Genomic DNA, 22,451 nt, shown 5'->3' on the forward strand with positions numbered 1-22,451 from the left:
CGGGAGGCCTGCATGACCACGACCACCGCACCCACCACCCACCCCGACCCGACCACGCCGGCCGCGGGCGAGCGCCGGCTCGACCGGACCGACCCGGCCACGGGTCGGCCCGCCGCCCCGGTCCGCTGCGCGGGCGCCGACGAGGTCGACGCCGCCGTGCGCGCCGCCGCGGCCGCCTGGCCCGCGTGGCGCGCGACCCCGCCGGGGGAGCGGGCCGGTGCCCTGCGCGCCGCCGCCCGCGCCGTGCGCGCCGCCGTCGACGAGCTCGGCGACCTCCTGTGCACGACCACCGGACGGCTGCGGGCCGAGGCGCGCGCGTCGGCCGAGGTCGCCGCCGACCTGCTCGACGAGGCCGCCGTCGCGGGTCTCGGCCGGGCGGGCAGGGTGCTCGCGGGCGACCCCGCCGCGCTGGACGTCGTGCGGCGGGAGCCGCGCGGCGTCGTCGCGGTGATCACGCCGTGGAACGACCCCTACCCCGCGGCCGCCGGGCTGATCGCCGCGGCGCTCGTGACCGGCAACACCGTGGTGCACAAGCCGTCCGAGCGCAGCGACGCACCCGGCGTGCGCCTCGCCGAGATCGTGGCGGGCGCGCTCCCGCCGGACGTCCTGCGCGTCGTCAGCGGCGACGGCGGGACGGGCGCGGCCGTCGTCGCGCACGACGACGTCGCCCTGGTCGCGCACGTCGGCTCCACGGCAGCGGGCCGGCGCATCGCCGCCGCCGCGGGCGCGCGCGGGGCGAAGGTGCTGCTCGAGAACGGCGGCAAGGACCCGCTCGTCGTGGACGCGGGCGTCGACCCGGTGCTCGCCGCGCGGCAGATCGCGACCGGCGCGTTCACCAACGGCGGCCAGCTGTGCACCGCCGTCGAGCGGGCGTACGTCGTCGAGGAGGTCGCGGACGCGGTCGTCGCCGAGCTCGCGCGCCTCGCGGACGCGGTCGTGGTGGGCGACCCGGCCGACGACGCGACGACCATGGGACCGCTCGTCGACGACGCGCAGCTCGCCGTCGTCGAGGAGCACGTGCAGGGGGCGCTCGCGGCGGGTGCCGAGGTCGTGACCGGCGGCCGGCGGCTCGACCGGGCCGGGTCGTACTACGCGCCCACCGTGCTCGACCGGTGCCCGGACGACGTGGACCTGCTCACGACGGAGACGTTCGGCCCCGTGGCGCCGGTCGTGCGCGTCGCCGACTTCGACGAGGGCCTGCGCCGTGCGTCCGCGTCGGCGTACGGGCTCGCGGCGACCGTGCTCACGCCGTCGCTCGCCCACGCGCTGCGCGCGGCGGACGTGCTCGACGTCGGCACGGTCAAGGTGAACGCGGTGTTCGGGGGCGCGCCGGGCGGGTCCGCCGACCCGCGGCGCGGCAGCGGCGGCGGGGCCGGGTACGGGCCGGACCTGCTCGACGAGATGACCGTGCGCAAGGCCGTCCACCTCGAAGCGCTGGGGGAGCCGTGAGCCGCCGCGCGAGCGCGACGCTCACGTTCGGCGGGACGGCGACGGCGCTCCTGCGGTTCGGGCGCTTCACCGTGCTCACCGACCCGAACTTCCTGCACCGCGGCCAGTGGGCCTACCTCGGCAAGGGCCTCGCGTCGCGGCGCCGCACCCAGCCCGCGCTCGGGCCGACGGGCCTCCCGCCGCTCGACGCGATCGTCCTGTCCCACCTGCACGGGGACCACTTCGACCGGGTCGCGCGGCGCGGCCTGACGCGGCAGGTGCCGCTCCTCACCACGCCGTCCGCGGCGCGGCGCCTGGCGCGGTACCACTTCGCGACGGTCGGCATGCCGACCGGCACGATCGAGACGTTCCGCTCGGGGAAGGAGACGCTCGACGTGGAGTCGGTCCCGGCGATCCACGCGCGCGGCGTCATGCGCTCGCTGCTGCCGGAGGTCATGGGCACCGTCTACACGCACCGCGTGGAGGGCGACCGCCAGACCCAGGTCTACGTCACGGGCGACACGCTCACGGGCGACCACGTGGACGTCGTCGCGGACGCGTTCCCGCACCTCGACTCGGTGGTCGCGCACCTGGGCGGGACGCGCATCCTCGGCCGGACCGTGACCATGGACGACGTGCAGGGAGCGGACCTCGTGCGGCGCGTCGGCGTGCCGCTCGTCGTCCCGATCCACCACGACGACTACGGCGTGTTCCGCAGCCCGCTGCGCGACTTCCTCGCGCGGTCGCCGGAGCTGCCCGGGGTCGAGATCCGGCCCGTGGCGCGGGGCGCGACGGTCGACCTCCGGGTCGACTGACGGGCGGATGCCCCACCGTGGGGGCCCGCCCGGCGACCCGCCAGGAACATCGACCTTGTGGTCGGTTTTCGTGAGGGGTCCGGCCCAACTTTTCGTCTCAGCAATTCAACTTCTGACTTGGCATCAGCGAAAGTCGCGCTTAGGGTCGAACGCAGCGCGGGGCCAGGACGGCGCCGCGCAGGCCCCGGTCCCCGGGGCCGTCCACCCATCCGGGTCGACCGATCAGCGGCGATCGTCGAGCAGCGGCACCGAGCACAGGTGCCGCGCTGCTGGTCGGGGACCACGGGCTCCTCGATCCACGTCAAGGAGGACGTTGTGCACAGACCATCCACGAGCCGACGCAGGCTCGCCCGAGGTGCCGCGGCGGCGCTGTCCGCCGCGTTGCTCGTCCCGCTCGCGATGAGCGGGGCGAGCGCGCACCCCGGCCACGGCGGAGACGAGAGCGAGACCGCCGCCGAAGCCGCGCAGGACGACGCGGCACTCGACTGGAACAACTACGAGAAGGTCCTGCTGAGCAAGGACACCGGTGAGCCGATCGACCTCGCCGTGCTGCCCGACTCGCGGGTCCTGCACACCGCGCGCGACGGCGTCGTCCGTCTCACCGACACCGCGACCGGGCGGACGACGCAGATCGCGAAGCTCGACGTCTACGCGAACTCCGAGGACGGGCTGCAGGGCATCTCCCTGGACCCGGACTTCGAGGAGAACGGGTTCGTCTACCTCGTGTACGCGCCCCGCGTCATGGAGGGCACCTCGCCCACCGGGGTCGAGTACCCCGAGACGACGCCGCAGGGCAGCGCGCCGAACTCGCTCCCCGCGGGCGAGGACGAGAGCTACTGGGACCGGTGGCTGGGCTACAACCAGCTCTCGCGCTTCACGTGGGACGCGGAGAGCAGCACGCTCGACCTGGACAGCGAGCGCGCGATCCTCAAGGTCGACGCGCAGCGCGGCCAGTGCTGCCACGTCGGCGCCGACATGGCGTGGGACGCGGAGGGCAACCTCTTCCTGTCCACGGGCGACAACACCCCGGCCGGCGCCCCCGGCGCCGACGGGTACGCCCCGAACAACAACGCGCCCGGCATGAACCCCGGGTTCGACGACCGCCGCAGCGCGGGCAACACGAACGACCTGCGCGGCGCGATCCTGCGGATCGACCCGATCGAGGACATCGCCCCCGGCACCGAGGTCGGGCCGGGCACCACGTACACGATCCCCGAGGGCAACCTCTTCGACGACCCGCAGTACGAGGGCTCCGAGGACCTGGTGCGCGAGGAGATCTACGTGATGGGGGTGCGCAACCCCTTCCGGATCGACTACGACCTCGAGTCCGGCGCGCTCGTCTGGGGCGACTACGGCCCCGACGCGGCGAACGCCAACCCCGACCGCGGCCCCATGGGCTACGTCGAGTGGCAGCTCACGACCGAGCCGATGAACGGCGGCTGGCCCTACTGCCACGGACCCAACGCGAACTACAACGAGTGGGACTTCGCGACGGGCACGCCCGGCGAGTGGTTCGACTGCGAGGCCGGCGCGAAGAACAACTCCACGTGGAACACCGGTCTGGACGTCGTCCCGCCGGCCACGGCGCCGCAGGTCTACTACGGCGACCGCCCCGGCGACCAGCCGGAGCTGCTCGACCCGCTGGTCGAGCTGGGCGGCGGCGGCCAGGCGCCCATGGGCGGCCCGATCTTCCGCTCCGCCGACTACCCCGACGCGCCGGGCAAGTTCCCCGCGTACTGGGACGGCAAGCCGTTCATGGCGGAGTTCTCCCAGGACTACGTCGTCGCGTTCACGCTCGACGAGCTCTCGTCGGCCGGTGAGGTCACCGCGGTCGAGGACTTCCTGCCCAACGCGCACCTGGAGACGGTGAACCAGCCGATCTGGGACAACGTCATGGACATGGAGTTCGGTCCGGACGGGTCCATGTACGTCCTGGAGTACGGTGACGGCTTCTTCCGCCAGAACCCGGACGCCGGGCTGTACCGCATCACCTACGGGTCGGGGAACAAGACCCCGCGCGCGGCGATCTCCGCCACCCCGGTGTCGGGCAGCGACGCGCCGCTCGAGGTGACGTTCGACGCCTCGGCGACCACGGACGCGGAGACCCCGAACGAGGGCCTGACCTTCGACTGGGACTTCGACGCCGACGGCGAGTACGACGCCCAGGGCGAGACGGTGACGCACACGTTCACCGAGCGCGGCCGGTTCGCCGTGCAGCTGCGCGTCACGGACCCGGAGGGCAACTTCGGCCTCGCGATCCAGCAGGTCACCGTCGGCAACACCGCCCCGGAGATCACGCTGAGCCAGCCGGACGGCGCGGTCTTCGACTGGGGCGACGCCGTCCCGTACACCGTCGCGGTGCACGACGCCGAGGACGGCGACGAGCCGGTGTGCACCAACATCCAGTACACGTTCGGCCTCGGCCACAACGAGCACGCCCACCCCGAGGTGAGCGGGCGCGCCGCGGTCACCGAGGACGGCTGCGGCTTCACGATCCAGACGAGCCCCGACGCCGTCGAGCACGGCGAGGGCGAGAAGATCTTCGGCACGCTCGTCGTGACCTACACGGACAAGGCCCAGGGTGACGTCCCCGCCATCACCGGCGAGGCCACGCACATCCTCAAGCCGCAGGCGCAGCAGGCCGAGTGGTACGACGCGGCCGAGGGCGTCGAGGTCGTCGAGGACCCGGCGGCGAACGCCGGCCGCTACGTCACCTCGTTCGACGAGGGCGACTCGTTCACCTACCGGCCGCTCGCGCTCGTCCACGCCCCGACGGGCGAGGCCGTCGACGAGGTCACCGTCCGCGGCAGCGGCGAGGGCACCGTCACGCTGAGCTGGCAGGGTGCGGGGGCCGAGTCCTCCGAGCCGCTGGCCGACTTCGCCTTCACGGGCGAGGGCTGGCAGGACGTCACGCAGACGCTGAGCAGCGTGCCCGAGGGCACCGGCTCGGTCGTCGTGACGACCACCGGCGGCGTGGACGTCGACGCGGTGACGTTCGCCGTGGGCGAGGGCAGCACCGAGCCGGTCGTCGTGCCGGCCGAGCAGGTGTCCATCCAGATGTTCTCGCTCATCCCGTGGGTCAACGAGGCGGGCCTCCCGGCCGTCCTCGAGCGCCTGTCGGAGATCGGCTTCAAGAACATCGAGCCCTTCGGCGGCAACTTCTCCGGCTACACCGCCGAGGAGTTCCGTGCGCTGGCCGACTCCTACGGTCTGAGCGTGAAGTCGTCGCACTACAACGTCGACGAGGCCACGTTCGACGCGACCCTGGACTACGTGGGGACGCTCGGCCAGGAGTACGTCGGCTCGGGCGGCTGGCCCGCACCGGGGATCGGCACCTACGAGAACACGCTCGCGACGGCCGAGGCCATGAACCGGCTCGGGGAGCGGGCGGTCGACGCCGGCTTCACGAAGTTCTTCGGCCACAACCACGACGGCGAGTTCCGCACGACGTACGAGCACGAGGGGGAGACGCTCTCGGCCTGGGAGATCCTGGTCCGCGAGACGAACCCCGAGTACGTGACGTTCCAGCTCGACGTCGCGTGGGCCGCCCACGCGGGCGTCGACGTCCCGGCGCTCATCGAGCAGTACGGCGACCGGATCGAGCTGCTCCACGTCAAGGACGCCACGGGCCTGAACGCGGGCGGCCGCCCGTCGTTCACCAACCTGGGCGAGGGCGAGGTGCCGCTCCAGGAGATCCTCACGGCGGCGCAGGAGGCCGGCGTCGCGTACTACGTCCTCGAGTGGGACCAGGCGCCCGACGGCGAGGACTTCGCGGCCCACGGCTTCGAGTACCTCACCGGCGTCCCCGCCGGCGAGGCCGGGCCCGACGTCACGGCGACCGCGCAGGCGCGCTGCCTCGCGGGCAAGACGTACGTCGCGGTCCGTGCCCTCAACGAGGACGACGTGCCGCTCACGGTGACGCTCGAGACGCCGTACGGCACGAAGACGGTCGAGAACGTCGCCCCGGGCGCGAACGCCTACCAGTCGTTCGCGGTCCGCTCCGGCGAGGTCGAGGCCGGTTCCGCCACGGTCACCGCCACCGACGCCGAGGGGAGGACGGCCACGGTCACGGCCGAGCACGACGCGCTGTCGTGCGGCTGACACCGGCCTGACGCGCAGGAGCGCCGGGTGAGGCGGACGTCCGACGCCGCCTCACCCGGCGCTCGCACGTCCGGGCACCGACCCGCTCCGGACGCACGGCGGCCCGGGTGACGCACGCGTCACCCGGGCCGCCGTCGTGCGGGCCTGTCAGCCCTCCTTCACCTGGTCGCGGACGTCCGCCGCGGCCTCCTTGCCGTGCTGCCCCACGGACTGCGCGGCGTCCTTCGCGGCGTCGCGGACGGCCTCGGCGCCCTCCTTCGCGGGCTCCTTGAGGTCCTGCACGACCTCCTGCGCCGTGGACTTCACGTCCTCGACGAGCGGGGCCGCCTTCTCCTTGACCCCGACGGCGGCGCGCTGCTCGGCGCGGCTCGACGGGAGGAGGGAGGCGACGACGAGGCCCACGCCGAAGGCCACGAGGCCGACGGCGAGCGGGTTGCCCTGCGTCTGCTCGCGCACCGCCCGCGGGGCGGAGCCCACGGTGTCGGCGACCGAGGACGCCGTGCTGCGCGCCGAGTCGGCGACCGACGAGGCCGCCTCGCGCCCGCGCTCGGCGACGCCGTGCGACGTGTCCCGGGCCGAGCCGACCGTGTCGTGCGCGCTGCCCATGACGCGGTCCTTGACGCTCGTCACGCCCGACCGCACGCGGTCCACCTGGCGGCGCGCCACGTTGCCGGGCTTGACCTTCTCCCCGAGGGCGTCGACGTCGCGGCTCAGCTCGGTCCGCGTGCGCTCGATGTCCGCCCGGATCTCCTCCGGATCGCTGGTGCTCATGAGTTCTTCTCCTCGTGTCCTCGGACGGCGTTCGGGATCTTCTTGAGGGTGTCCGTGGTCTCGGGCATGCCCTCGACCGTGCGCAGCTCCTTGCGTCCGCGCGCCGCGAGCACCGCGGCGACGATCGCCCAGAGCACCGCGACGACGACGGCCGACCAGCCCCGGCCCATGACGGCGCCGAGCGCCCACCACAGCGCCACGGAGAGGAACAGCAGGACCATGTGGCCCGCCACCCCGGCGCCGGCGAGCATCCCGGCGCCCTTCCCGGCGCGCTGCGCGGACTGCTTGGCCTCCGCCTTGGCGAGCTCGACCTCCTGGCGCATGAGGGTCGACAGGTCGCGGCTCACCTCGGCGACGAGCTCGCCGAGGCTCTGCTGCTCGGCCTGCTGGTCCGCCGACTGCTCGGCCTGCTGGTCCGCCGACGTCGGCACGGGCTGCGGCGTGGCCGCGAGACCCGGGTCGGGGCCGCTGCCCGTCGTGTGTCGGCCGGTGCCCGCCGCGGCGAACGGGTCAGGGGTGTACGACATCGGGGCCACCTCCCGGCCGGGCGCCCGAGCCGGGCGTCGTGGGCGGGTACGACGGCGCCGGGGGAGCGCCCTCGGCCGACGTCGCGACGTCGGGGTCGTGCGCCAGGCGGTCGTTCGCGAGGCCCGGGTACGCGCCCGCCGTGCCGATGTCCGGCGCGCCCGTCGTGCCCGTGCCGCCGGTCGTGCCCGGCACGCCGGTGGTCCCGGGCGTGCCGGTCCCGCCGACGGTCCCGGTGCTCCCGGTCGTCGAGCCGGTGGCCGTGCCCGTGGTCGTGCCGAGCGGTGCGGCGTGCGCACCGCGCGTCGCGGACGACGTCGACCCGGTGCCGCCGCTCTGCGCGCGGTCGGAGCCGGCGTCCGGCGCGTCCTTCATCCCGCGCACGAGGCGCCCGACCAGCAGGCCGGCGCCGGCGGCGAGGAGGAGGAACGTCCCCGGACGGCGCCGCGCGAAGTCCTCGACCTCGTGCAGCACCGACGCGGGCTCGCGGTCCTCGAACCACTGCGCCACCTGCCCGGTGGCGTCCCCGGCGCGCCGCACGAGGTCGGTCGCGTAGCCCGGGTCCTCGGTGCCGTCCGCCATCTGGCGGAGCTCGTCACCGAGGGACCGCAGCCCGCCCGCGAGGCGCTCCTGCTGCGTGCGCGCCTGGTCGCTGAGCTCCGTCCTCGTCTGGTCGACCAGGCCGCGGGCGCGGTCCGTGGCCTCGTGCGCGACGTCGCGCGCCTTCTCCTTCGCGTCCTGCGCGACCTCGCGGCCGGCGTCGCCCGCGTGGGACGCGGCCTCGCTCGCGCGCTGCTTCACCCCGGACGCGGCGCCGCCGCCGTCCCCGGTGCCCTGCGCCGTCCCGACACCCGGCGAACCGGGTCCCGAGCCGTACGGCACGTTCGTCTCGCTCATGGTCGGACTCCCGTCGTCGTCGCCGCTCGTGCGGCGTGACTGAAGACGGAGCGGTAGCCGTGCCGGGCTCTCGCTCCGCCGGTACGGCCACCTCCTGGACCACCTCCCACGCTAGGCGCGGGCCGCGCGCACACAACTGGAACGAGGGGTCGCCCGCAGGTTGCGAGCGGGCGGGGCCTTGCGACCGTGGGAGGAGGTCCAGCAGCCGGCCGCCCCCGCCGGGCCGGGCCCGGCAGCACGACCGCGCCCCCGGGCGCAGGAGGTTTCGACCATGGCCACAGGAGAGACCGGGTTCGACGACGTCACGTTCGACCTCATCTCGGTGCAGTACCACTCGCTCAAGGCCGGGCACGACTACGGCCAGTACGTGCGCGACGCCCGGAACGCGGGCAAGGAGGAGATCGCCGCGTTCTTCGAGAAGGTGATGGCGGAGGACTCCGAGCGGGCCCAGCAGTGCCACCGCTTCCTCGCCGACCTGACCCAGGACGGCACGTCCGCGACGTCCCCGCAGGGCTCCCAGCAGGGCTGATGCACCGTCGGCCGCCCGCTCGGGAGCCGGTTCGGCTCGCGAGTCGGGCGGTCCGTGGGGAGCATGGCGGTGGCGTCGAGCAGGGGCGCCGTCCGCGCGAGCGTCAGGAACCCGTGATGACCTCCACCGCCCTCCCCGCCCACGTCCCCACCGCCGGGTCGGCGACCACGACCGGTCCGGCGGACGAGCCCCCGCCCGGAGCCTCGCCGGCACCGGGGTCGGGCCGCCTGCCGCGGCCCCGTCCGCGGGGCCCGCTGAGCGCCGCGCTCCTCGCCGCGCTCGTCGAGCCCCCGGGTGCGGCCGACCGCCTGCGCCCGGTCGAGGACGCCGTCGGGCCGGCGCTCGACGCGGCGGCCGGGACGATCCTGCGCGACGAGGACGTCCAGCTCACGCTCACCCTCCTCTACGAGCTCCACTACCGCGGGGTCGAGGGCGTCGACGACGACTGGGAGTGGGACCCGGCGCTGCTCGCTGTGCGGGCACGTCTGGAGGCCCCGTTCGAGGCCGCGGTGCGCGAGCGCGCGGGTCAGCCGGCGTGCGACGCGACCGACGCGGCGGGCGTCGCGCGACGGCTGTTCGAGCTCGCGGCGGCCGACGACGGCCCGAGCCTGTCGCGGTACGTCGCCAAGCGCGCCGACGCCGGGCAGGCGCGCGAGCTCCTCGCGCTGAAGTCCCTCTACCAGCTCAAGGAGGCCGACCCGCACACGTGGGCGGTCCCGCGGCTCGCGGGCGTGCCGAAGGCGGCGCTCGTGGAGATCCAGGCGGACGAGTACGGCGGCGGTCGGCCCGGCCGCATGCACGCCGAGCTGTTCGCGCAGGCGATGCGCGGCGTCGGGCTCGACGACACGTACGGCCGCTACGTCGACGCCGTGCCCGCGGTCGTGCTCGCGGCCCTGAACACGATGTCGCTCTTCGGCCTGCACCGGCGCCTGCGGGGCGCGATCGTCGGCCACCTCGCCGCGTTCGAGATGACGTCGTCGGTGCCGAGCCGCCTGTACGGCAACGGCTTCCGCCGCCTCGGGCACGACGCGGACACCACCTGGTACTTCGACGAGCACGTCGAGGCGGACGCGGTGCACGAGCAGATCGCGGCGCGCGACCTCGCGGGGCGCCTCGTCGAGCAGGAGCCCGCGCTGCGCGACGACGTCCTGCTCGGCGCGGCCGCGTGCCTGGCCGTGGAGGGCGACGTGGCCGCCCACGCGCTCGAGCGCTGGCAGCAGGGCGCGTCGGCGCTGCGCGAGCCGCTCGCACCCGCCGTCGAGCCGCAGCCGGGCACCGGCCCCGCCGCGGCGCAGGAGGGCGACGCGCCGCGTGGCTGACGTGACCTACGTGCTGCCGCTGCGCCGCGAGCAGCCCGACGAGCCGGCGACGGCCGAGCTGTCCGCGTACCTGCACGACCTCGCGCGCCACGTCGAGGTCGTCGTGGCGGACGGGTCGCCCGGTCCCGTCCGCGAGCGCCACGCCGCCGCGTGGGGCGGCGCGGCGCGCACCGTCGCCGTCGGCCCGCCGCCCCCGGGCTGCAACGGGAAGGTGGTCGGCGTCCTCGCCGCCCTGGCCGCGACGACCGCACCGCGCGTCGTGGTGGCGGACGACGACGTGCGCTGGGACGCCGCGACGCTCGACCGGGCGCTCGCGGCGCTCGACGACGCCGACGCCGTCGTGCCGCAGAACGTGTTCGACCCGCTGCCGTGGCACGCGCGCTGGGACACCGCGCGCTCGCTCGTGAACCGCGCGCTCGGTCACGACTGGGCCGGCACGGTGGTGCTGCGGCGCGACGCGCTCGGCCCCGCCGGGTACGACGCCCGCGTGCTGTTCGAGAACCTCGAGCTGGAGCGCACCGTGCGCGCCCGCGGCGGGACGGTCGCGCACCGTCCCGACCTGCTCGTGGTCCGGCGCCCGCCCCCGACGCGGAAGTTCGTCGAGCAGCGCGTGCGCCAGGCGTACGACTCGTTGGCCCAGCCCGTGCGGCTCGTCGCGGAGCTCGCGCTCGCCCCGGTCCTCGGCGCGTGCGTCGCGGGTGCGGTGCGGTGCCGCGGGGCGGTGCGCGCGGCGTGGCTGGGGACGCTGGTGGCGCTGCTCGCGGGCGTCGTCGCGCTCGCCGAGGCGGGACGACGGCGTGCCGGGGGCACCGCGGCGTGGCCCGCGTCGTCGGCGCTGTGGGCCCCCGCGTGGTTGGTCGAGCGGGCGGTGTGCGTGTGGGTCGCGGTCGCCTGGCGTGCGCACGGCGGCGTGCCGTACGCCGGCACGCGGATCCGCCGGGCCGCGCACCCGACGGCCGCGCTGCGCGGCGCGACGACGCGGGCGGTGGCCGCATGACGGGCGCCGGGGGTGCGTCGCGCGAGGAGTCCCGGGCGGGGTCGCGGGCGGAGGAGGTCACCGTCACGGCGTGCCCGGACGGGCCGCTCCTCGTGCGCGGTCCCGCGCGGCTCGTCGACCAGCAGGGTCGTGAGATCGAGCGGCACCGCGCGACGGTCGCCCTGTGCCGCTGCGGCGGCACGGCCATCCCCCCGTGGTGCGACGGGACGCACAAGGTGAACGGCTACCGCAGCGGCGAGCCCGACGACGGGGCGCGCGGGACCGCCAGCGACGGCGGGACGGGCGCGTAGAACCAGCCGTGGAACGCGGCGCGCGCCGGCTGGGGCAGGACGCGGGCGACCGCCAGCATGGCCTTGCCCTGGAGACCGTGGACGACCTCGGGCCGGCCGTGGACGAGCGCGTCCACGGCCTGCCGTGCCACGGCGGCGGCGCTCGGCTTCGGCAGGCGCCCCACGTGCGTGCGCTCCATGCCGGCCTCCCGGAAGAACGGCGTCCGGGTGGGCCCGGGCAGGAGCGCGGTGACCGTCACGCCCGTGCCGGCGAGCTCGCCGCGCAACGACCACGCGAACGACCGCAGGAACGCCTTCGACGCCGCGTAGGTCGCGAAGTGCGGCGCCGGCATCTCGCCGGCGACGGACGCCGTGACGAGCAGCCGCCCGTGCCCCTCGGCGAGGAGGTCGGGCAGCAGCAGGTGCGTCAGGTGCGCGACCGAGCGCACGTTGAGGTCCACGAGCCGCAGCTGCGCCTCGAGCGGGGTGCGCGCGTACGCGCCGTGCACCCCGACGCCCGCGTTGAGGACGACGGTCGAGACGCCGAGCTCGCGCGCCCGCCGGGCGGTGGCCTCGACGCCGCGCGGCGTCGTGAGGTCGACCGTGAGGCCCTCGTGCGTCCCGCCGTGCGCGGCCAGCTCGCGCACGGTGACGTCGACGTCGCGGTCGGCCACGACCAGGACGTCGTGGCCCCGCCGGGCGAGCTCGTGCGCGAGCGCGCGGCCGATGCCGCTCGTCGCACCCGTCACGAGCGCGTTCGCGCGGTCCCGCACGACCGCCGGGGGACGCGGCGTCACGGGAGGTCCGGGACGTCGTCGTCGCCGAGCGCGACCTCGGCGGGCGGCTCGCGCAGCGCCTGGGCCAGGTGGCCGCCGAGGAACGCGCTCGCCCCGGCGAGCCCGTAGGCGACGAGCGACACCGCGACGCCCGACCGGCGCCGGCCGCCGCGGCGCAGCAGCCACGACGCGCCGTAGAGCAGCGAGACGCCGGAGTTGAGCGCGGCATGGACCGCGCCGACGCGGCGCGCGCGGCGGTCGACGTCGAGGTAGTCGGCGAGGCCCGTGAGCGCGGTCGGCGCGACCGCGAGCACGCCGAGCCCGACGAGACGCTGCGCCGCGGGCGCGCTGCGCTCGCCCCCGACGAGGTCGAGCACGGCGGCGCTCGTCCAGAGACCGACGGGCACGTCGGTGAGGGTCGCGTGCAGGGCGTGGCCGAGCGAGCGGCCGTGCAGCTCCTCGCGCAGCCGCCCGTGCGAGGGGACGAGTGCGAGCGCGACGCCGCGCACGGTGCCGGAGAGCCCGTCGAGCGCGGGGGAGTCCTCGAGCCGCCGGGCGAGGCGCAGGAGGACGGGGGAGTCGTCGTGGACGGCGGTGCCGGGGGCGTCGGGCATGGTGGCTCCTCAGGTCTCGTCGAGCTCCCGTTCTCGAAGCTGCGTCGACCGTAGGCACGTTCGCGTGCGCTCGCGCGCGTGGGCCCGGACGCACGTCGCCCTCGTCCCGGCGGGCCCGGACGAGGGCGGTTCGCCGCGGGGCAGGCGTGCGGCGGTCTTCTTCACCGGCTGCCCCGCGACGGGCACCACGCTAGGGGCTCGGCTCCCGCGGCGGCGTTCCCCGCCGGGGGTGAAATCCGGCGTGTCGCGTCTCGGCGGCCCCCAGATGCGACCGGCGGCGGACGGCCACAGGGTGGGAGGACGCTCGACGCGTCGAGAACGGGGCGCGTGCCGTGGTCCTCCGCGCACGCTCGTGCGGGGAGGCGACCTCCCGAGGGAGAGAACATGTTCTTCCACCGTCAAGAGCTCCAGCACCAGGCCACGCCGGACCGCCCGGACGCGGTCTACGCCCGCAAGCTCCAGGAGGTGCTGGGCGGGCAGTACGGCGAGATCACCGTGGCCATGCAGTACGGCTTCCAGTCCTGGAACGCCCACATCCCCGGCAAGTACCGCGACCTGCTCTACGGCATCGGTGCCGAGGAGTTCGGGCACGTCGAGATGCTCGCGACGATGATCGCGCAGCTCCTCGAGAAGGCGCCCGTCGGCGCCGTCGAGGGAGCGGTCCAGAACGACCCGACCGTGGCGGCGATCATCGGCGGCACGGACCCGCAGCACGCGATCGTCGCGGGGGCCGGTGCACGGCCGGTCGACTCGAACGGCAACCCCTGGTCGGCCGGGTACGTGACCGCGAGCGGGAACCTGCTCGCCGACTTCACGGCCAACGCCAACGCCGAGATGCAGGGCCGCGTGCAGGTGGCGCGGCTCTACCACATGACCGACGACGCGGGGGTGAAGGACCTGCTGGCGTTCCTGCTCGCGCGCGACACGATGCACCAGAACCAGTGGCTCGCGGCGGCGCAGGAGCTGCGTGACGAGGGCGTCGAGGAGCTGCCGGTGCCCAGCACGTTCCCGCTGTCGAAGGAGGACCGCGACGTGTCCTACCAGTACATCAACTTCTCCGACGGCGAGCACGCGTCCGAGGGGCGCTGGGCGAGCGGCCCGACCCCCGACGGCAAGGGCGAGTTCACGTACGTCGCCGAGCCGCCCGCGGGCGTCCCGATGCCGCCGCCCACGACGCCGGACGAGCGCTTCCACGGCACGACCGGGAAGCCCTCGACGCTCGAGAAGGCGAAGGGTGCCGTCAAGGACGCCCTGCACAAGGACTGAGAGGGGGAGACCGACATGACCGCCGCATCCGCACCACGGGACGCCGCGCGGGCCGACCGCCCGGCGCGGGGCGTGCACCAGTACCTGGCGCTCGTCATCGGGATCGTCTACCTGCTGGTGGGCGTCGTCGGGTTCGCCGTCACGGGGTTCGACGGGTGGACCGTGCACGACCACTCGCAGACCCTGCTGGTCTTCGCGATCAACCCGCTGCACAACGTCGTCCACCTCGTCATCGGCTTCCTCGGCGTGCTGCTGTGGAGCCGGTCGTCGAGCGCCCGGACGTACGGCTGGATCCTCGCCATCGGCTACGGGGCCGCGTTCGTCTACGGGCTGGTCGTCGTGAACGACCCGGAGGCGAACGTCCTCAACATCAACGGTGCGGACAACGTGCTGCACGCGGTGAGCGCGGCCGCAGGCCTCGCCATCGCGCTGTGGCCGGCGCGCCGGGAGACCGGTCCCGCGACGCCGACCACGAGGACGGCCGCGTGACCGACACCCCGGTCGACCTGACGGCGAGCGAGACCGGGCGCGTCCTGCAGGACGTGCTCGGTCCGCTCGTCGCCCAGGGCGCCATCGTGCGGCGTCCCCGCGCGACCGCCTGGGCGGAGCGACGCCAGGTCGACCGCACGTCGCGCCGGGTGCTCGAGCGGCTGCGTGCCCGGTACGACGGCGCCCCGCTCGTCGTGCGCCTCGGGGGCCGGCGGCTCGTGCTCGCCACGCGGCCCGAGCACGTCGAGCGCATCCTGGCGGGGTCGCCCGAGCCCTTCACGCCGGCGTCCTGGGAGAAGCGGGGCGCGCTCGCCCACTTCCAGCCGGACGGCGTGCTGATCTCGCCGCTCCCGGACCGGCTGGTGCGCCGCCCGTACAACGAGGCGGTGCTCGACATGTCCGAGCCCGTGCACCGCGACGGGGACGCGTTCGTCGCCGCGGTCGAGCGCGAGACCCGCGCGCTCGTCGCGACCGTCGAGGCGTCGGGCCGGCTGGACTGGGACACGTTCGCCGCGTCGTGGTGGCGCACCGTGCGGACGGTCGTCCTCGGCCGGGCGGCGCGCGACGACGAGCGACTCGTCGCGATCCTCGACGCGCTGCGGCGCGACGGGAACTGGTCGTGGTTCCGGCCGCGCCGACCCTGGCTCCGCGCCGCCCTGGAACGGCGGATCGCCGAGCACGTCGCCGTCGCCGAGCCGGGGACCCTCGCGGCGCGCGGCCGCGACACCGGCGGGGCGGACGCCGTGCGTCGGCAGATCCCGCACTGGCTCTTCGCGTTCGACGCGGCAGGCGCCGCGACGTTCCGCGCGCTCGCGGTCGCCGCGGCGCGGCCCGCCGTGCGCGACCGGCTGCTCGCAGAGCCGGCGACCGCCGGGGACGGTCCGGCCGTCCTCCCGTACGCCCGCGGGTGCGTGCTCGAGTCCGTCCGGCTGTGGCCGACCACGCTCGCGATCCTGCGCGACGCGACGGCCCCCGTGCGCTGGGGCGCGCGCACCTTCCCGGCGGGCACCGGGTTCGTCGTGCTCAGCGCGTTCTTCCACCGGGACGCGGACCGCCTGCCGTTCGCCGACGCGTTCACGCCCGAGGCGTGGCTCGACGGCCGGGCCGACGCCGACTGGGGCCTCGTCCCGTTCAGCGGCGGTCCCGTGTCGTGCCCCGGCCGCAACGTCGTGCTGCTCCTGGCGTCGCACACGCTCGCGCGCGTCGCGCGCCTCGACCTGGCCGTCGCGCGCGGCCGCTACCTCGCCCGGGACCCGCTCCCGCCGACGATGGACCACCTCGGCCTGCGGTTCGGGCTGCGCGGCGAGACGGCCCGCCGGGAGGGCGGGCTCGCCACGAGCGCGGCCGCCTAGGCACCGCCCGGACAGCACGAGGGCCCGGGTGCGCCGCACCCGGGCCCTCGTGCTGCCGTGCGTCAGGCGTCGCCGGACGCCTCCCCGCCGGTGCGCGGGTTGACGTTCCCCGGCTCGGCGTCCGGGTCCGTGTCCTCCGACCCCGAGCCGCTCGCCTGCCGCCCCTCGCGGGGGTTGAGCGACCGCGGGTCGGCGTCCGGGTCCTCGGCGGGGTCGTAGCCGCGCTCGTCGTTCTCGCTCATGTCGGCCTCCTCGGTCGGGCTCTCGTGCTGGTCTCGCGCCCCGGACGGGCGGCGCGTCCTGCCACCGTCGCACGACCTCCCGGCGCTCGCAGGGCTGGGGATGCCTGGCCGCGGACCCGCTCGTAGCCTGGGGACGGCGGGCGTGACCGGCAGGTCCCGTCCGTCACGGAGAGTCGAGAAGGGGCCCCGCCGGCACGCAGCGACGCCAGTCCAGGAGGTCCCGATGCCCGACGCGCCCAGCATGCTCGACACGCTGCCCCGCCTGCGGAGCCTCGCGGAGGTCGCCGGGCTCGTGGAGGTGGTGCGCCCCCTCTACGTGCGGTTCAGCGGCGGTCCGGAGCAGGACGCCGAGAGCGTGAGCCGCGACCACGAGAGCGGGTGCCTGCTGCCCGGTCTCAGCGTCAACCCGCTGACGCCCGAGCCGTGGTGGGACCGCCCGGTGGAGCACTGGGTGGCACGCCAGCTCTGCCAGTACGCGCACCTCATGACGCCGGAGCGCTTCCCGTGGCTCCTCACGGGCGAGGTCGCCGGGCGCGGCCCGGACAGCGAGCCGCTCCTCGTGGACGTCGTGCCGGCCGCGTCGCTCGACCCGCGGGTCGTCGAGGAGGCGGGCCGGCTCTACCGGGAGGCGTTCGACGCGGGCGACGACGGCACGTGAGGAGCGGCGCCGTCACGCGAGCCCGGGTCGCGTGCGCACGCGCGCGGCCGGGATCTCCCGGGGCCGCGTCGCCGCGTACCACCCGGCCACGAGGAGCACCATGAGCGTGACGTCCACGACGTCGCCCGCGTAGTACATGAGCTGCGCGCCCGTGCGCGCGTCGGCGGGGGAGACGCCCGCCGGCGGGTGGGCGTAGAGCCACTTCGCGAGCACGGAGTGCGCGGCGACGAAGGCGACGAGCACCCCCGCGCGCACCCGGAAGGACGCGCGGGACGGGTGCGGGTCCGGTCCGACGAGCGACGCGGTGAACAACCAGCCCGCGAGCAGGACGTGCGCGTGCACGACCACGCCCACGACGGCGGAGGAGTGGGCGAGGTGGAACAGCCCTGTCGTGTACAGGAGCCAGAGCCCGCCCGCGTCGAGGAGGCCCGCGACCACGGGGTGGCCGACGACGCGCGGCACGGGGGAGCGCAGCACCGCGCTGACGCGACGCGCCCGGGCGGGCGGCAGCGCGCGCAGGAACAGCGAGACGGGCGCGGCGAGCACGAGGAGCAGCGGCGCCAGCATGCCCAGCAGGACGTGCCCGGCCATGTGGGCCGTGAAGCCCGACCGCGACGCCTCCGCGAGCGGCCCGACGGTCGCGACGCCCGCGCACGCGAGCCCCGCGTACCAGGACAGCGTGCGCCGCACGGGCCAGGGGCTGCGCGACCGGGCCGCCCGCAGCCCGGCGGCGTAGGCGGCGGCGCCCAGGGCGAGCGCGACGACCGCGACGACCGTCAGCACGGCGGGCCCGCCGGTCGCGACGTGATGGTGCGGGGGCATCACGCGGTCCCGGCGGCGCCGGCACGAGCGGGCCGCGCGCGGCGCAGGACGACCAGCCCGACGACGAGCGCGACGACCGCCGTCCCGATCCACACGACGTCGTACACCAGGAGGTCGACGCCGTACCGGATCTGGTGGATCCCGAGGATCTTGTGGTTGAGGACGCCGTCCAGGAGCTGGAAGCCCCCGACGCCGACGACCACGGCCCCGACCCAGCGCGACCACGACACCTCCGTGCGGCGGCGCACGTCGGCGAGCAGGAACAGCCCCCAGACGGTGACGAACCAGCCCACCGCGTGGAAGACGCCGTCGGCGGCGAGCGCCACCTGGGTCGTCGACAGGTCGTAGAAGTGGTGCCACTGCAGGCCCAGGTGGAACACGAACAGGTCGATGATCGACGCCGCGATCCCGGCACCGAACAGGACGCCCGACAGGACGGTCCGGCGGTCGTGCGCGCGCGCCGCGTCGGCCGGGCCGTTCACGAGCGGCCCGGGTCGTCGTCGGCGGGGTCCGGGGCGTCCTCGACGACGAGCGCGCGAAGGAGGGACTCGGCGACCTCGCGCGGGCTCACGTTCCGGTGCCGGGACGCCGAGTTGATGATGCGGCGGGCCTCGTCGGCGGAGCACTGGTTCGTCTGCATGATCGCGCCGACGGCACGCTCCGTGGCGACGGCGTCGGACATGTCCCGGTAGAAGCCCGCGGTCGAGTCCTCGAGCACCGCCAGCTCGAGCCGCAGCCCGACCGCGGACGCCACGAGCTGGGCGTACGCGTCGGCGGCGGTCAGGAGCTCCGGCGTCCACGGGTCGGGTGCGCGCGAGTACAGGTTGAGCGCGACGGCGACGTCCGCGGTGACGATCGCGGGGACGGCGACCGAGGAGACGAAGCCCTCCTCGGCGCACTGTCGTGCCCAGCGCTCCCAGCCGACCGACTCCTCGACGGACGGCACGAGCCGGGAGCCGCCGTCGTCCATCGCGTCGATGCAGGGGCCGGCGTCGTCGAGCGCCTCGGCCTGGTCGCAGCGCGCCGCGGCGTCGGTGCTGCTGCCCGCGCGCACGCTCACGCCGGCCTGGCGCATCGTCACGCTGACCTCGAGGCCGTGGCCGAGGATCGTCGCGGCCCGGTCCGCGAGCTCCTGCGGGAAGCTGGCGATGCCCATCGTGCCCTCCTGGAGGTCGGCGCCCGCGCTCACGCGGGCAGGTCCTCACGCTACGGCGGGTGCCTCCCGCTCGCGCGCACTCGCGCCGGGGTGCGCGAGCGGTTGCCAGTGCGGGGCGCGCGACTAGCGTCGCCTCATGGTGACCGTCACTCGGGCCGTGCGATGCCCCTCCGACGCGGTGCTCGGCGTCCTCGCGGACGGCTGGTCGTACTCGACGTGGGTCGTCGGGACGGCACGCATCCGTGCCGTCGACGACACGTGGCCCGCGCCCGGGTCGCGGATCCTGCACTCGGTCGGGCTGTGGCCCGCGCTGCTCGACGACGAGACGGTCGTGCGCGCCTGGGACCCGGACCGGGGGATCGACCTCCAGGCGCGCGGCTGGCCCGCGGGCGAGGCGCGCGTGCGGATCGAGGTGCGCCCGACGGAGCAGGGCTGCACCGTGCTGATCACGGAGGACGCCGAGAAGGGTCCGGGCACGCTCGTGCCCCGGCCGGTGCGCAGCGCGGTGATCGGCCCCCGGAACGTCGAGGCCCTGCGCCGGCTCGCGTACCTCGCGGAGCGCCGGACCCCGTAGCGCGGCAGCACCGTGCCCGCGGCGCCCCCGCGTCAGGGGTCGCGCAGCAGCCGTGCCCACGCGGTGCGCACGAGCGCGCGGCGCAGCGACCCGCGCGGTCCGGCGGCGGCGAGAGCGGCCCGCGCCGCGTTCCACCCGCACGCCCCGTGGACCCCGCCGCCGGGATGGGCGGACGCGCTCACGAGGTAGAGCGACGCGACGGGCGTCTCGGGGCGGCCGAGGCCGGGCGTCGGGCGCAGGAAGAGCTCCTGGTGGACGGCCGACGTGCCGCCGTTGATCGCCCCGCCCGCGAGGTTCGCGTCGGCCGCCTCCAGGTCGGCCGGGGTCTGCACGAAGCGACCCACGACCGTGTCGGAGAAGCCGGGCGCGACCCGCTCGACCGCGTCCTCCACGCGGCGCACCTCGTCCGTGACGCGCTCGCGCGTCCACGGGACGCCGTGCGGCACGTGCGTGTAGGCCCACGCCGACTCCGTGCCCGCGGGCGACCGCGTGGGGTCCGACGTCGTCATCTGCCCGAGGACGAGGAACGGCCGCTCGGGGACGTGGCCGCGCGAGAGCGAGGCCGCGACGTCGACGAACCCCGCCCGGTCGACGCCGAGGTGCACCGTGCCCGCACCGCGCGCCCCGGGCGCGGTCCACGGCACGGGCCGGTCGAGCGCCCAGCTCACCTTCACGGTCGGGTGGTCCCACTGGAACCGGCCGAGGTCGCGCACGAGCCGCGCCGGGAGCCGGTCGGCGCCGACGAGGTCGAGGTAGAGCGCGGGCGCGCTGACGTCGGCGAGCACGGCGTGGCGGGCGCGCACGTGCCGCCCGTCGGCCGTGCTCACGCCGACCGCGCGACCGCGCACCACGTGCACGCGCTCGACCCGCGCGCCGGTGACGACGTCGCCCCCGCGGGCGCGCAGCCGGGAGACGAGCGCGTCGGGGAGCCGGCCGGCACCCCCGGTCGGTACGGGGAAGCCCACGTCCTGGCCGAGCATGGCGAGCAGCCAGCCGAACACGCCGCTGCCCGCGGCGTCGGGCGGGACGTCGGCGTGCATGGCGTTGCCGGTGAGCAGCAGGCCGCCCCCCTCGCCGCGGAACGTCTCGTCGGCCAGGCGGCGCACGGGCAGGACGGCGAGCCGGGCCAGGTCGAGCGTGCCCGCCGCGCCGAGCCGGCGCAGCACGCGCAGCACCGGCCCGGCCGCCGGGAGCGGGCTGAACAGCGCGTCGAGGAGCGGGTCGCGCACGCGGTCCCAGCCCGCCACGAGCTCGAGCCACGCGTCGCCGTCGCCGGGTGCGACCTCGTCGAGCCCGGCGGCCGTGTCCTCGGCGCGGGCGCGCAGGACGGCGGCACCGCCGTCGTCGAGGGCGTGCGCGAGGACGTCCGGGGCGCGGGACCACGTGAGGCCGTGCTCCTCGAGGTGCAGTCCCCGGATCACGGGCGACCCCGCGGCGAGCGGGTAGAACGCGCTGAAGAGGTCCGTCTCGTACCCCGGCGCCGCGACCTCGGCGGAGCGGACCGCGCCGCCGTACGTCTCCTGCGCCTCGAGGACGAGCACGTCCCACCCGGCGTCGGCGAGCGCGTTCGCGGCGACGAGGCCGTTGGGCCCCGCCCCGACCACGACGGCGTCGACGGTGGTCAGGCCCACGGGTCGAGCACGACCTTGATGCAGCCGTCCTCCTTGCGCTGGAACGTGCGGTACGCGTCGGGCGCCGACTCGAGCGGCAGCCGGTGCGTGCGCAAATCCAGCACGCCGAGCGGGTCGGAGACGTCGGCGGCGAGGGGGAGGACGTCGTCGGTCCAGCGGCGCACGTTCGCCTGGCCCATGCGCAGGGTCACCTGCTTGTCGAAGAGCTGCATCATGGGCAGCGGGTCCTTCGCCCCGCCGTAGACGCCGGAGATCGAGATCGTGCCGCCGCGGCGGACGAGGTCGATCGCGGTGTAGAGGGCCGCGAGGCGGTCGGTCGCGGCGCGCTCGGTGAGGGGCGCGGCGAGCGCGTCGGGCAGGACGCCGACGACCTTCTGGGTGGCCTCGGCGACGGGGGAGCCGTGCGCCTCCATCCCGACGGCGTCGATGACGGAGTCCGCACCGCGGCCCGACGTGAGGTCGCGCACCGCGCCGACGAGGTCGTCGACCGCCGACGGGTCGAGGGTCTCGACGCCGTGACGCTCGGCCATCGCGCGCCGCTCCGGCACGCGCTCGATCCCGACGACGCGGGACGCGCCGCGGTGCAGCGCGATCCGGGCGGACATCTGCCCGATCGGGCCGAGCCCCAGCACCACGACCGTGCCGCCGGGCGGCACGTCGGCGTACTCGACGGCCTGCCACGCGGTGGGCACGACGTCGGAGAGGTAGAGGTAGCGCTCGTCCGGGGAGCCGTCGTCGGGCACGACGACCGGCCCGTACTGGGCCTGCGGCACGCGCAGGTACTGGGCCTGCCCGCCGGGCACCTGGCCGTAGAGCTTGGTGTACCCGAAGAGCGCGGCGCCCTTGTCCTGCGACCGGACCTGCGTCGTCTCGCACTGGGTCTGCAGCCCGCGCTCGCACATCCAGCAGTGCCCGCACGCGATGTTGAACGGGACGACGACGCGGTCGCCGACCCGGAGGTTCCCCGCCTCGGGCCCGACCTCCTCGACGACGCCCATGGCCTCGTGGCCCAGGACGTCGCCGGAGTCGAGGAACATCCCGAGCACCCCGTACAGGTGCAGGTCGGAGCCGCAGATCGCGGTCGACGTGACGCGCACGATCGCGTCCGTGGGCTGCTCGATCCGGGGGTCGGGCACGTCCTCGACGCTCACCTTCTCGCGTCCCTGCCAGGTCAGTGCTCGCATGGTGCTGCCGTCCTTCCGTGGGTGGTGCGTGTGCGT

General features: G+C 75.7%; 23 protein-coding genes. 12 read left to right on the plus strand and 11 right to left on the minus strand.

The window, feature by feature from the left end; genetic code table 11:
• Window positions 1–12 precede the first annotated feature (12 nt).
• The 3 genes from ACI769_RS12305 (at window position 13) to ACI769_RS12315 (ending at window position 6,344) form a co-directional block, all read left to right on the plus strand.
• Window positions 13–1,449: an aldehyde dehydrogenase family protein gene (locus ACI769_RS12305; protein WP_396051875.1), complete on the plus strand. Its 1,437-nt coding sequence runs from the start codon at window positions 13–15 to the stop codon at window positions 1,447–1,449.
• Window positions 1,446–2,243, plus strand: a complete 798-nt coding sequence (locus ACI769_RS12310) for an MBL fold metallo-hydrolase (protein WP_114553335.1) — start codon at window positions 1,446–1,448, stop codon at window positions 2,241–2,243. The genes ACI769_RS12305 and ACI769_RS12310 overlap by 4 nt, the downstream gene beginning before the upstream one ends.
• Before the next feature lie 315 nt (window positions 2,244–2,558).
• Window positions 2,559–6,344, plus strand: coding sequence for a PQQ-dependent sugar dehydrogenase (locus ACI769_RS12315; RefSeq protein WP_409141656.1), 3,786 nt, complete (start codon window positions 2,559–2,561; stop codon window positions 6,342–6,344).
• A 147-nt stretch (window positions 6,345–6,491) separates the two neighbouring features.
• Here the strand turns inward: ACI769_RS12315 and ACI769_RS12320 are convergent, their stop codons facing one another.
• Genes ACI769_RS12320 through ACI769_RS12330 form a run of 3 tightly spaced genes read right to left on the minus strand, consistent with a single transcriptional unit; the run spans window position 6,492 to window position 8,537 of the window.
• Window positions 6,492–7,115, minus strand: coding sequence for a DUF3618 domain-containing protein (locus ACI769_RS12320; protein ID WP_034654612.1), 624 nt, complete (start codon window positions 7,113–7,115; stop codon window positions 6,492–6,494).
• Window positions 7,112–7,642 carry a phage holin family protein gene (locus tag ACI769_RS12325; RefSeq protein WP_409141657.1) on the minus strand — a complete coding sequence of 177 codons (531 nt, stop codon included), beginning with the start codon at window positions 7,640–7,642 and terminating at the stop codon, window positions 7,112–7,114. The genes ACI769_RS12320 and ACI769_RS12325 overlap by 4 nt, the downstream gene beginning before the upstream one ends.
• Window positions 7,626–8,537 (minus strand): hypothetical protein, encoded by a 912-nt coding sequence (locus tag ACI769_RS12330; RefSeq protein ID WP_409141658.1) that lies wholly within the window; start codon window positions 8,535–8,537, stop codon window positions 7,626–7,628. Before ACI769_RS12330 ends, ACI769_RS12325 begins: the two co-directional genes overlap by 17 nt.
• 271 nt (window positions 8,538–8,808) lie before the next feature.
• On the opposite strand from ACI769_RS12330, the gene ACI769_RS12335 reads away from it, so the two are divergent.
• The 4 genes from ACI769_RS12335 to ACI769_RS12350 all read left to right on the plus strand — a co-directional run bounded on the left by ACI769_RS12335 (window position 8,809) and on the right by ACI769_RS12350 (window position 11,672).
• On the plus strand, window positions 8,809–9,066 hold the full coding sequence (locus ACI769_RS12335; RefSeq protein ID WP_034654615.1) for a hypothetical protein: 258 nt from the start codon (window positions 8,809–8,811) through the stop codon (window positions 9,064–9,066).
• Window positions 9,067–9,182: 116 nt separating this feature from the next.
• The gene (locus ACI769_RS12340) at window positions 9,183–10,385 is read left to right on the plus strand and encodes an iron-containing redox enzyme family protein (RefSeq protein ID WP_409141659.1); all 1,203 of its coding nucleotides are present in this window, start codon (window positions 9,183–9,185) and stop codon (window positions 10,383–10,385) included.
• A complete protein-coding gene (locus tag ACI769_RS12345; protein WP_409141660.1) occupies window positions 10,378–11,382 on the plus strand; it encodes a glycosyltransferase in 1,005 nt (334 codons plus the stop codon). The genes ACI769_RS12340 and ACI769_RS12345 overlap by 8 nt, the downstream gene beginning before the upstream one ends.
• Entirely contained in the window at window positions 11,379–11,672 is a 294-nt protein-coding gene (locus ACI769_RS12350; protein WP_051028329.1) for a CDGSH iron-sulfur domain-containing protein, read from the plus strand. The genes ACI769_RS12345 and ACI769_RS12350 overlap by 4 nt, the downstream gene beginning before the upstream one ends.
• On the opposite strand, the gene ACI769_RS12355 is transcribed toward ACI769_RS12350, so the two are convergent.
• Window positions 11,606–12,448, minus strand: coding sequence for an SDR family NAD(P)-dependent oxidoreductase (locus ACI769_RS12355; RefSeq protein ID WP_409141661.1), 843 nt, complete (start codon window positions 12,446–12,448; stop codon window positions 11,606–11,608). The genes ACI769_RS12350 and ACI769_RS12355 overlap by 67 nt on opposite strands.
• A complete protein-coding gene (locus ACI769_RS12360; protein WP_051876724.1) occupies window positions 12,445–13,041 on the minus strand; it encodes a DUF2231 domain-containing protein in 597 nt (198 codons plus the stop codon). The genes ACI769_RS12355 and ACI769_RS12360 overlap by 4 nt, the downstream gene beginning before the upstream one ends.
• A 384-nt stretch (window positions 13,042–13,425) precedes the next feature.
• On the opposite strand from ACI769_RS12360, the gene ACI769_RS12365 reads away from it, so the two are divergent.
• Genes ACI769_RS12365 through ACI769_RS12375 form a run of 3 tightly spaced genes read left to right on the plus strand, consistent with a single transcriptional unit; the run spans window position 13,426 to window position 16,148 of the window.
• A complete protein-coding gene (locus tag ACI769_RS12365) occupies window positions 13,426–14,307 on the plus strand; it encodes a manganese catalase family protein (protein ID WP_076405000.1) in 882 nt (293 codons plus the stop codon).
• Between the two features lie 15 nt (window positions 14,308–14,322).
• Window positions 14,323–14,796, plus strand: coding sequence for a DUF4383 domain-containing protein (locus ACI769_RS12370; RefSeq protein ID WP_409141662.1), 474 nt, complete (start codon window positions 14,323–14,325; stop codon window positions 14,794–14,796).
• Window positions 14,793–16,148: a cytochrome P450 gene (locus tag ACI769_RS12375; RefSeq protein ID WP_409141663.1), complete on the plus strand. Its 1,356-nt coding sequence runs from the start codon at window positions 14,793–14,795 to the stop codon at window positions 16,146–16,148. The genes ACI769_RS12370 and ACI769_RS12375 overlap by 4 nt, the downstream gene beginning before the upstream one ends.
• Before the next feature lie 62 nt (window positions 16,149–16,210).
• Here the strand turns inward: ACI769_RS12375 and ACI769_RS12380 are convergent, their stop codons facing one another.
• Window positions 16,211–16,390, minus strand: a complete 180-nt coding sequence (locus ACI769_RS12380) for a hypothetical protein (protein ID WP_021482207.1) — start codon at window positions 16,388–16,390, stop codon at window positions 16,211–16,213.
• A gap of 223 nt (window positions 16,391–16,613) precedes the next feature.
• Here ACI769_RS12380 and ACI769_RS12385 point away from each other — a divergent pair, with 223 nt between their 5' ends.
• Window positions 16,614–17,048, plus strand: a complete 435-nt coding sequence (locus tag ACI769_RS12385) for a DUF6098 family protein (RefSeq protein ID WP_085387835.1) — start codon at window positions 16,614–16,616, stop codon at window positions 17,046–17,048.
• Window positions 17,049–17,060: 12 nt separating this feature from the next.
• On the opposite strand, the gene ACI769_RS12390 is transcribed toward ACI769_RS12385, so the two are convergent.
• Genes ACI769_RS12390 through ACI769_RS12400 form a run of 3 tightly spaced genes read right to left on the minus strand, consistent with a single transcriptional unit; the run spans window position 17,061 to window position 19,059 of the window.
• Window positions 17,061–17,870, minus strand: coding sequence for a cytochrome c oxidase assembly protein (locus tag ACI769_RS12390; protein WP_409141664.1), 810 nt, complete (start codon window positions 17,868–17,870; stop codon window positions 17,061–17,063).
• Window positions 17,870–18,352, minus strand: coding sequence for a DUF2243 domain-containing protein (locus tag ACI769_RS12395; protein WP_085387837.1), 483 nt, complete (start codon window positions 18,350–18,352; stop codon window positions 17,870–17,872). The genes ACI769_RS12390 and ACI769_RS12395 overlap by 1 nt, the downstream gene beginning before the upstream one ends.
• On the minus strand, window positions 18,349–19,059 hold the full coding sequence (locus ACI769_RS12400) for an ANTAR domain-containing protein (RefSeq protein ID WP_409141665.1): 711 nt from the start codon (window positions 19,057–19,059) through the stop codon (window positions 18,349–18,351). The genes ACI769_RS12395 and ACI769_RS12400 overlap by 4 nt, the downstream gene beginning before the upstream one ends.
• Before the next feature lie 103 nt (window positions 19,060–19,162).
• Between ACI769_RS12400 and ACI769_RS12405 the strand changes: the two genes are divergently transcribed.
• Window positions 19,163–19,600 carry an SRPBCC family protein gene (locus ACI769_RS12405; RefSeq protein ID WP_409141666.1) on the plus strand — a complete coding sequence of 146 codons (438 nt, stop codon included), beginning with the start codon at window positions 19,163–19,165 and terminating at the stop codon, window positions 19,598–19,600.
• Between the two features lie 32 nt (window positions 19,601–19,632).
• On the opposite strand, the gene ACI769_RS12410 is transcribed toward ACI769_RS12405, so the two are convergent.
• Both ACI769_RS12410 and ACI769_RS12415 read right to left on the minus strand, forming a co-directional pair.
• Complete coding sequence (locus ACI769_RS12410) at window positions 19,633–21,231, minus strand: phytoene desaturase family protein (protein WP_409141667.1); 1,599 nt, start codon at window positions 21,229–21,231, stop codon at window positions 19,633–19,635.
• The gene (locus ACI769_RS12415; protein WP_021482794.1) at window positions 21,222–22,415 is read right to left on the minus strand and encodes a zinc-dependent alcohol dehydrogenase; all 1,194 of its coding nucleotides are present in this window, start codon (window positions 22,413–22,415) and stop codon (window positions 21,222–21,224) included. The genes ACI769_RS12410 and ACI769_RS12415 overlap by 10 nt, the downstream gene beginning before the upstream one ends.
• Between the last annotated feature and the right edge of the window lie 36 nt (window positions 22,416–22,451).

Origin of the sequence: Cellulosimicrobium sp. RS, from assembly GCF_046159675.1 — a bacterium.
GTDB classification, from domain to species: Bacteria; Actinomycetota; Actinomycetes; order Actinomycetales; family Cellulomonadaceae; genus Cellulosimicrobium; species Cellulosimicrobium funkei.

What these genes read in the sequence shown, in the direction of transcription:
- ACI769_RS12305 (WP_396051875.1), top strand. Translation starts at nt 13, where the DNA reads ATGACCACGACCACCGCACCCACCACCCACCCCGACCCGACCACGCCG.
- ACI769_RS12320 (WP_034654612.1), bottom strand. Translation starts at nt 7,115, where the DNA reads ATGAGCACCAGCGATCCGGAGGAGATCCGGGCGGACATCGAGCGCACG.
- ACI769_RS12325 (WP_409141657.1), bottom strand. Translation starts at nt 7,642, where the DNA reads ATGTCGTACACCCCTGACCCGTTCGCCGCGGCGGGCACCGGCCGACAC.
- ACI769_RS12330 (WP_409141658.1), bottom strand. Translation starts at nt 8,537, where the DNA reads ATGAGCGAGACGAACGTGCCGTACGGCTCGGGACCCGGTTCGCCGGGT.
- ACI769_RS12335 (WP_034654615.1), top strand. Translation starts at nt 8,809, where the DNA reads ATGGCCACAGGAGAGACCGGGTTCGACGACGTCACGTTCGACCTCATC.
- ACI769_RS12340 (WP_409141659.1), top strand. Translation starts at nt 9,183, where the DNA reads ATGACCTCCACCGCCCTCCCCGCCCACGTCCCCACCGCCGGGTCGGCG.
- ACI769_RS12350 (WP_051028329.1), top strand. Translation starts at nt 11,379, where the DNA reads ATGACGGGCGCCGGGGGTGCGTCGCGCGAGGAGTCCCGGGCGGGGTCG.
- ACI769_RS12360 (WP_051876724.1), bottom strand. Translation starts at nt 13,041, where the DNA reads ATGCCCGACGCCCCCGGCACCGCCGTCCACGACGACTCCCCCGTCCTC.
- ACI769_RS12365 (WP_076405000.1), top strand. Translation starts at nt 13,426, where the DNA reads ATGTTCTTCCACCGTCAAGAGCTCCAGCACCAGGCCACGCCGGACCGC.
- ACI769_RS12370 (WP_409141662.1), top strand. Translation starts at nt 14,323, where the DNA reads ATGACCGCCGCATCCGCACCACGGGACGCCGCGCGGGCCGACCGCCCG.
- ACI769_RS12380 (WP_021482207.1), bottom strand. Translation starts at nt 16,390, where the DNA reads ATGAGCGAGAACGACGAGCGCGGCTACGACCCCGCCGAGGACCCGGAC.
- ACI769_RS12385 (WP_085387835.1), top strand. Translation starts at nt 16,614, where the DNA reads ATGCCCGACGCGCCCAGCATGCTCGACACGCTGCCCCGCCTGCGGAGC.
- ACI769_RS12390 (WP_409141664.1), bottom strand. Translation starts at nt 17,870, where the DNA reads ATGCCCCCGCACCATCACGTCGCGACCGGCGGGCCCGCCGTGCTGACG.
- ACI769_RS12405 (WP_409141666.1), top strand. Translation starts at nt 19,163, where the DNA reads ATGGTGACCGTCACTCGGGCCGTGCGATGCCCCTCCGACGCGGTGCTC.
- ACI769_RS12415 (WP_021482794.1), bottom strand. Translation starts at nt 22,415, where the DNA reads ATGCGAGCACTGACCTGGCAGGGACGCGAGAAGGTGAGCGTCGAGGAC.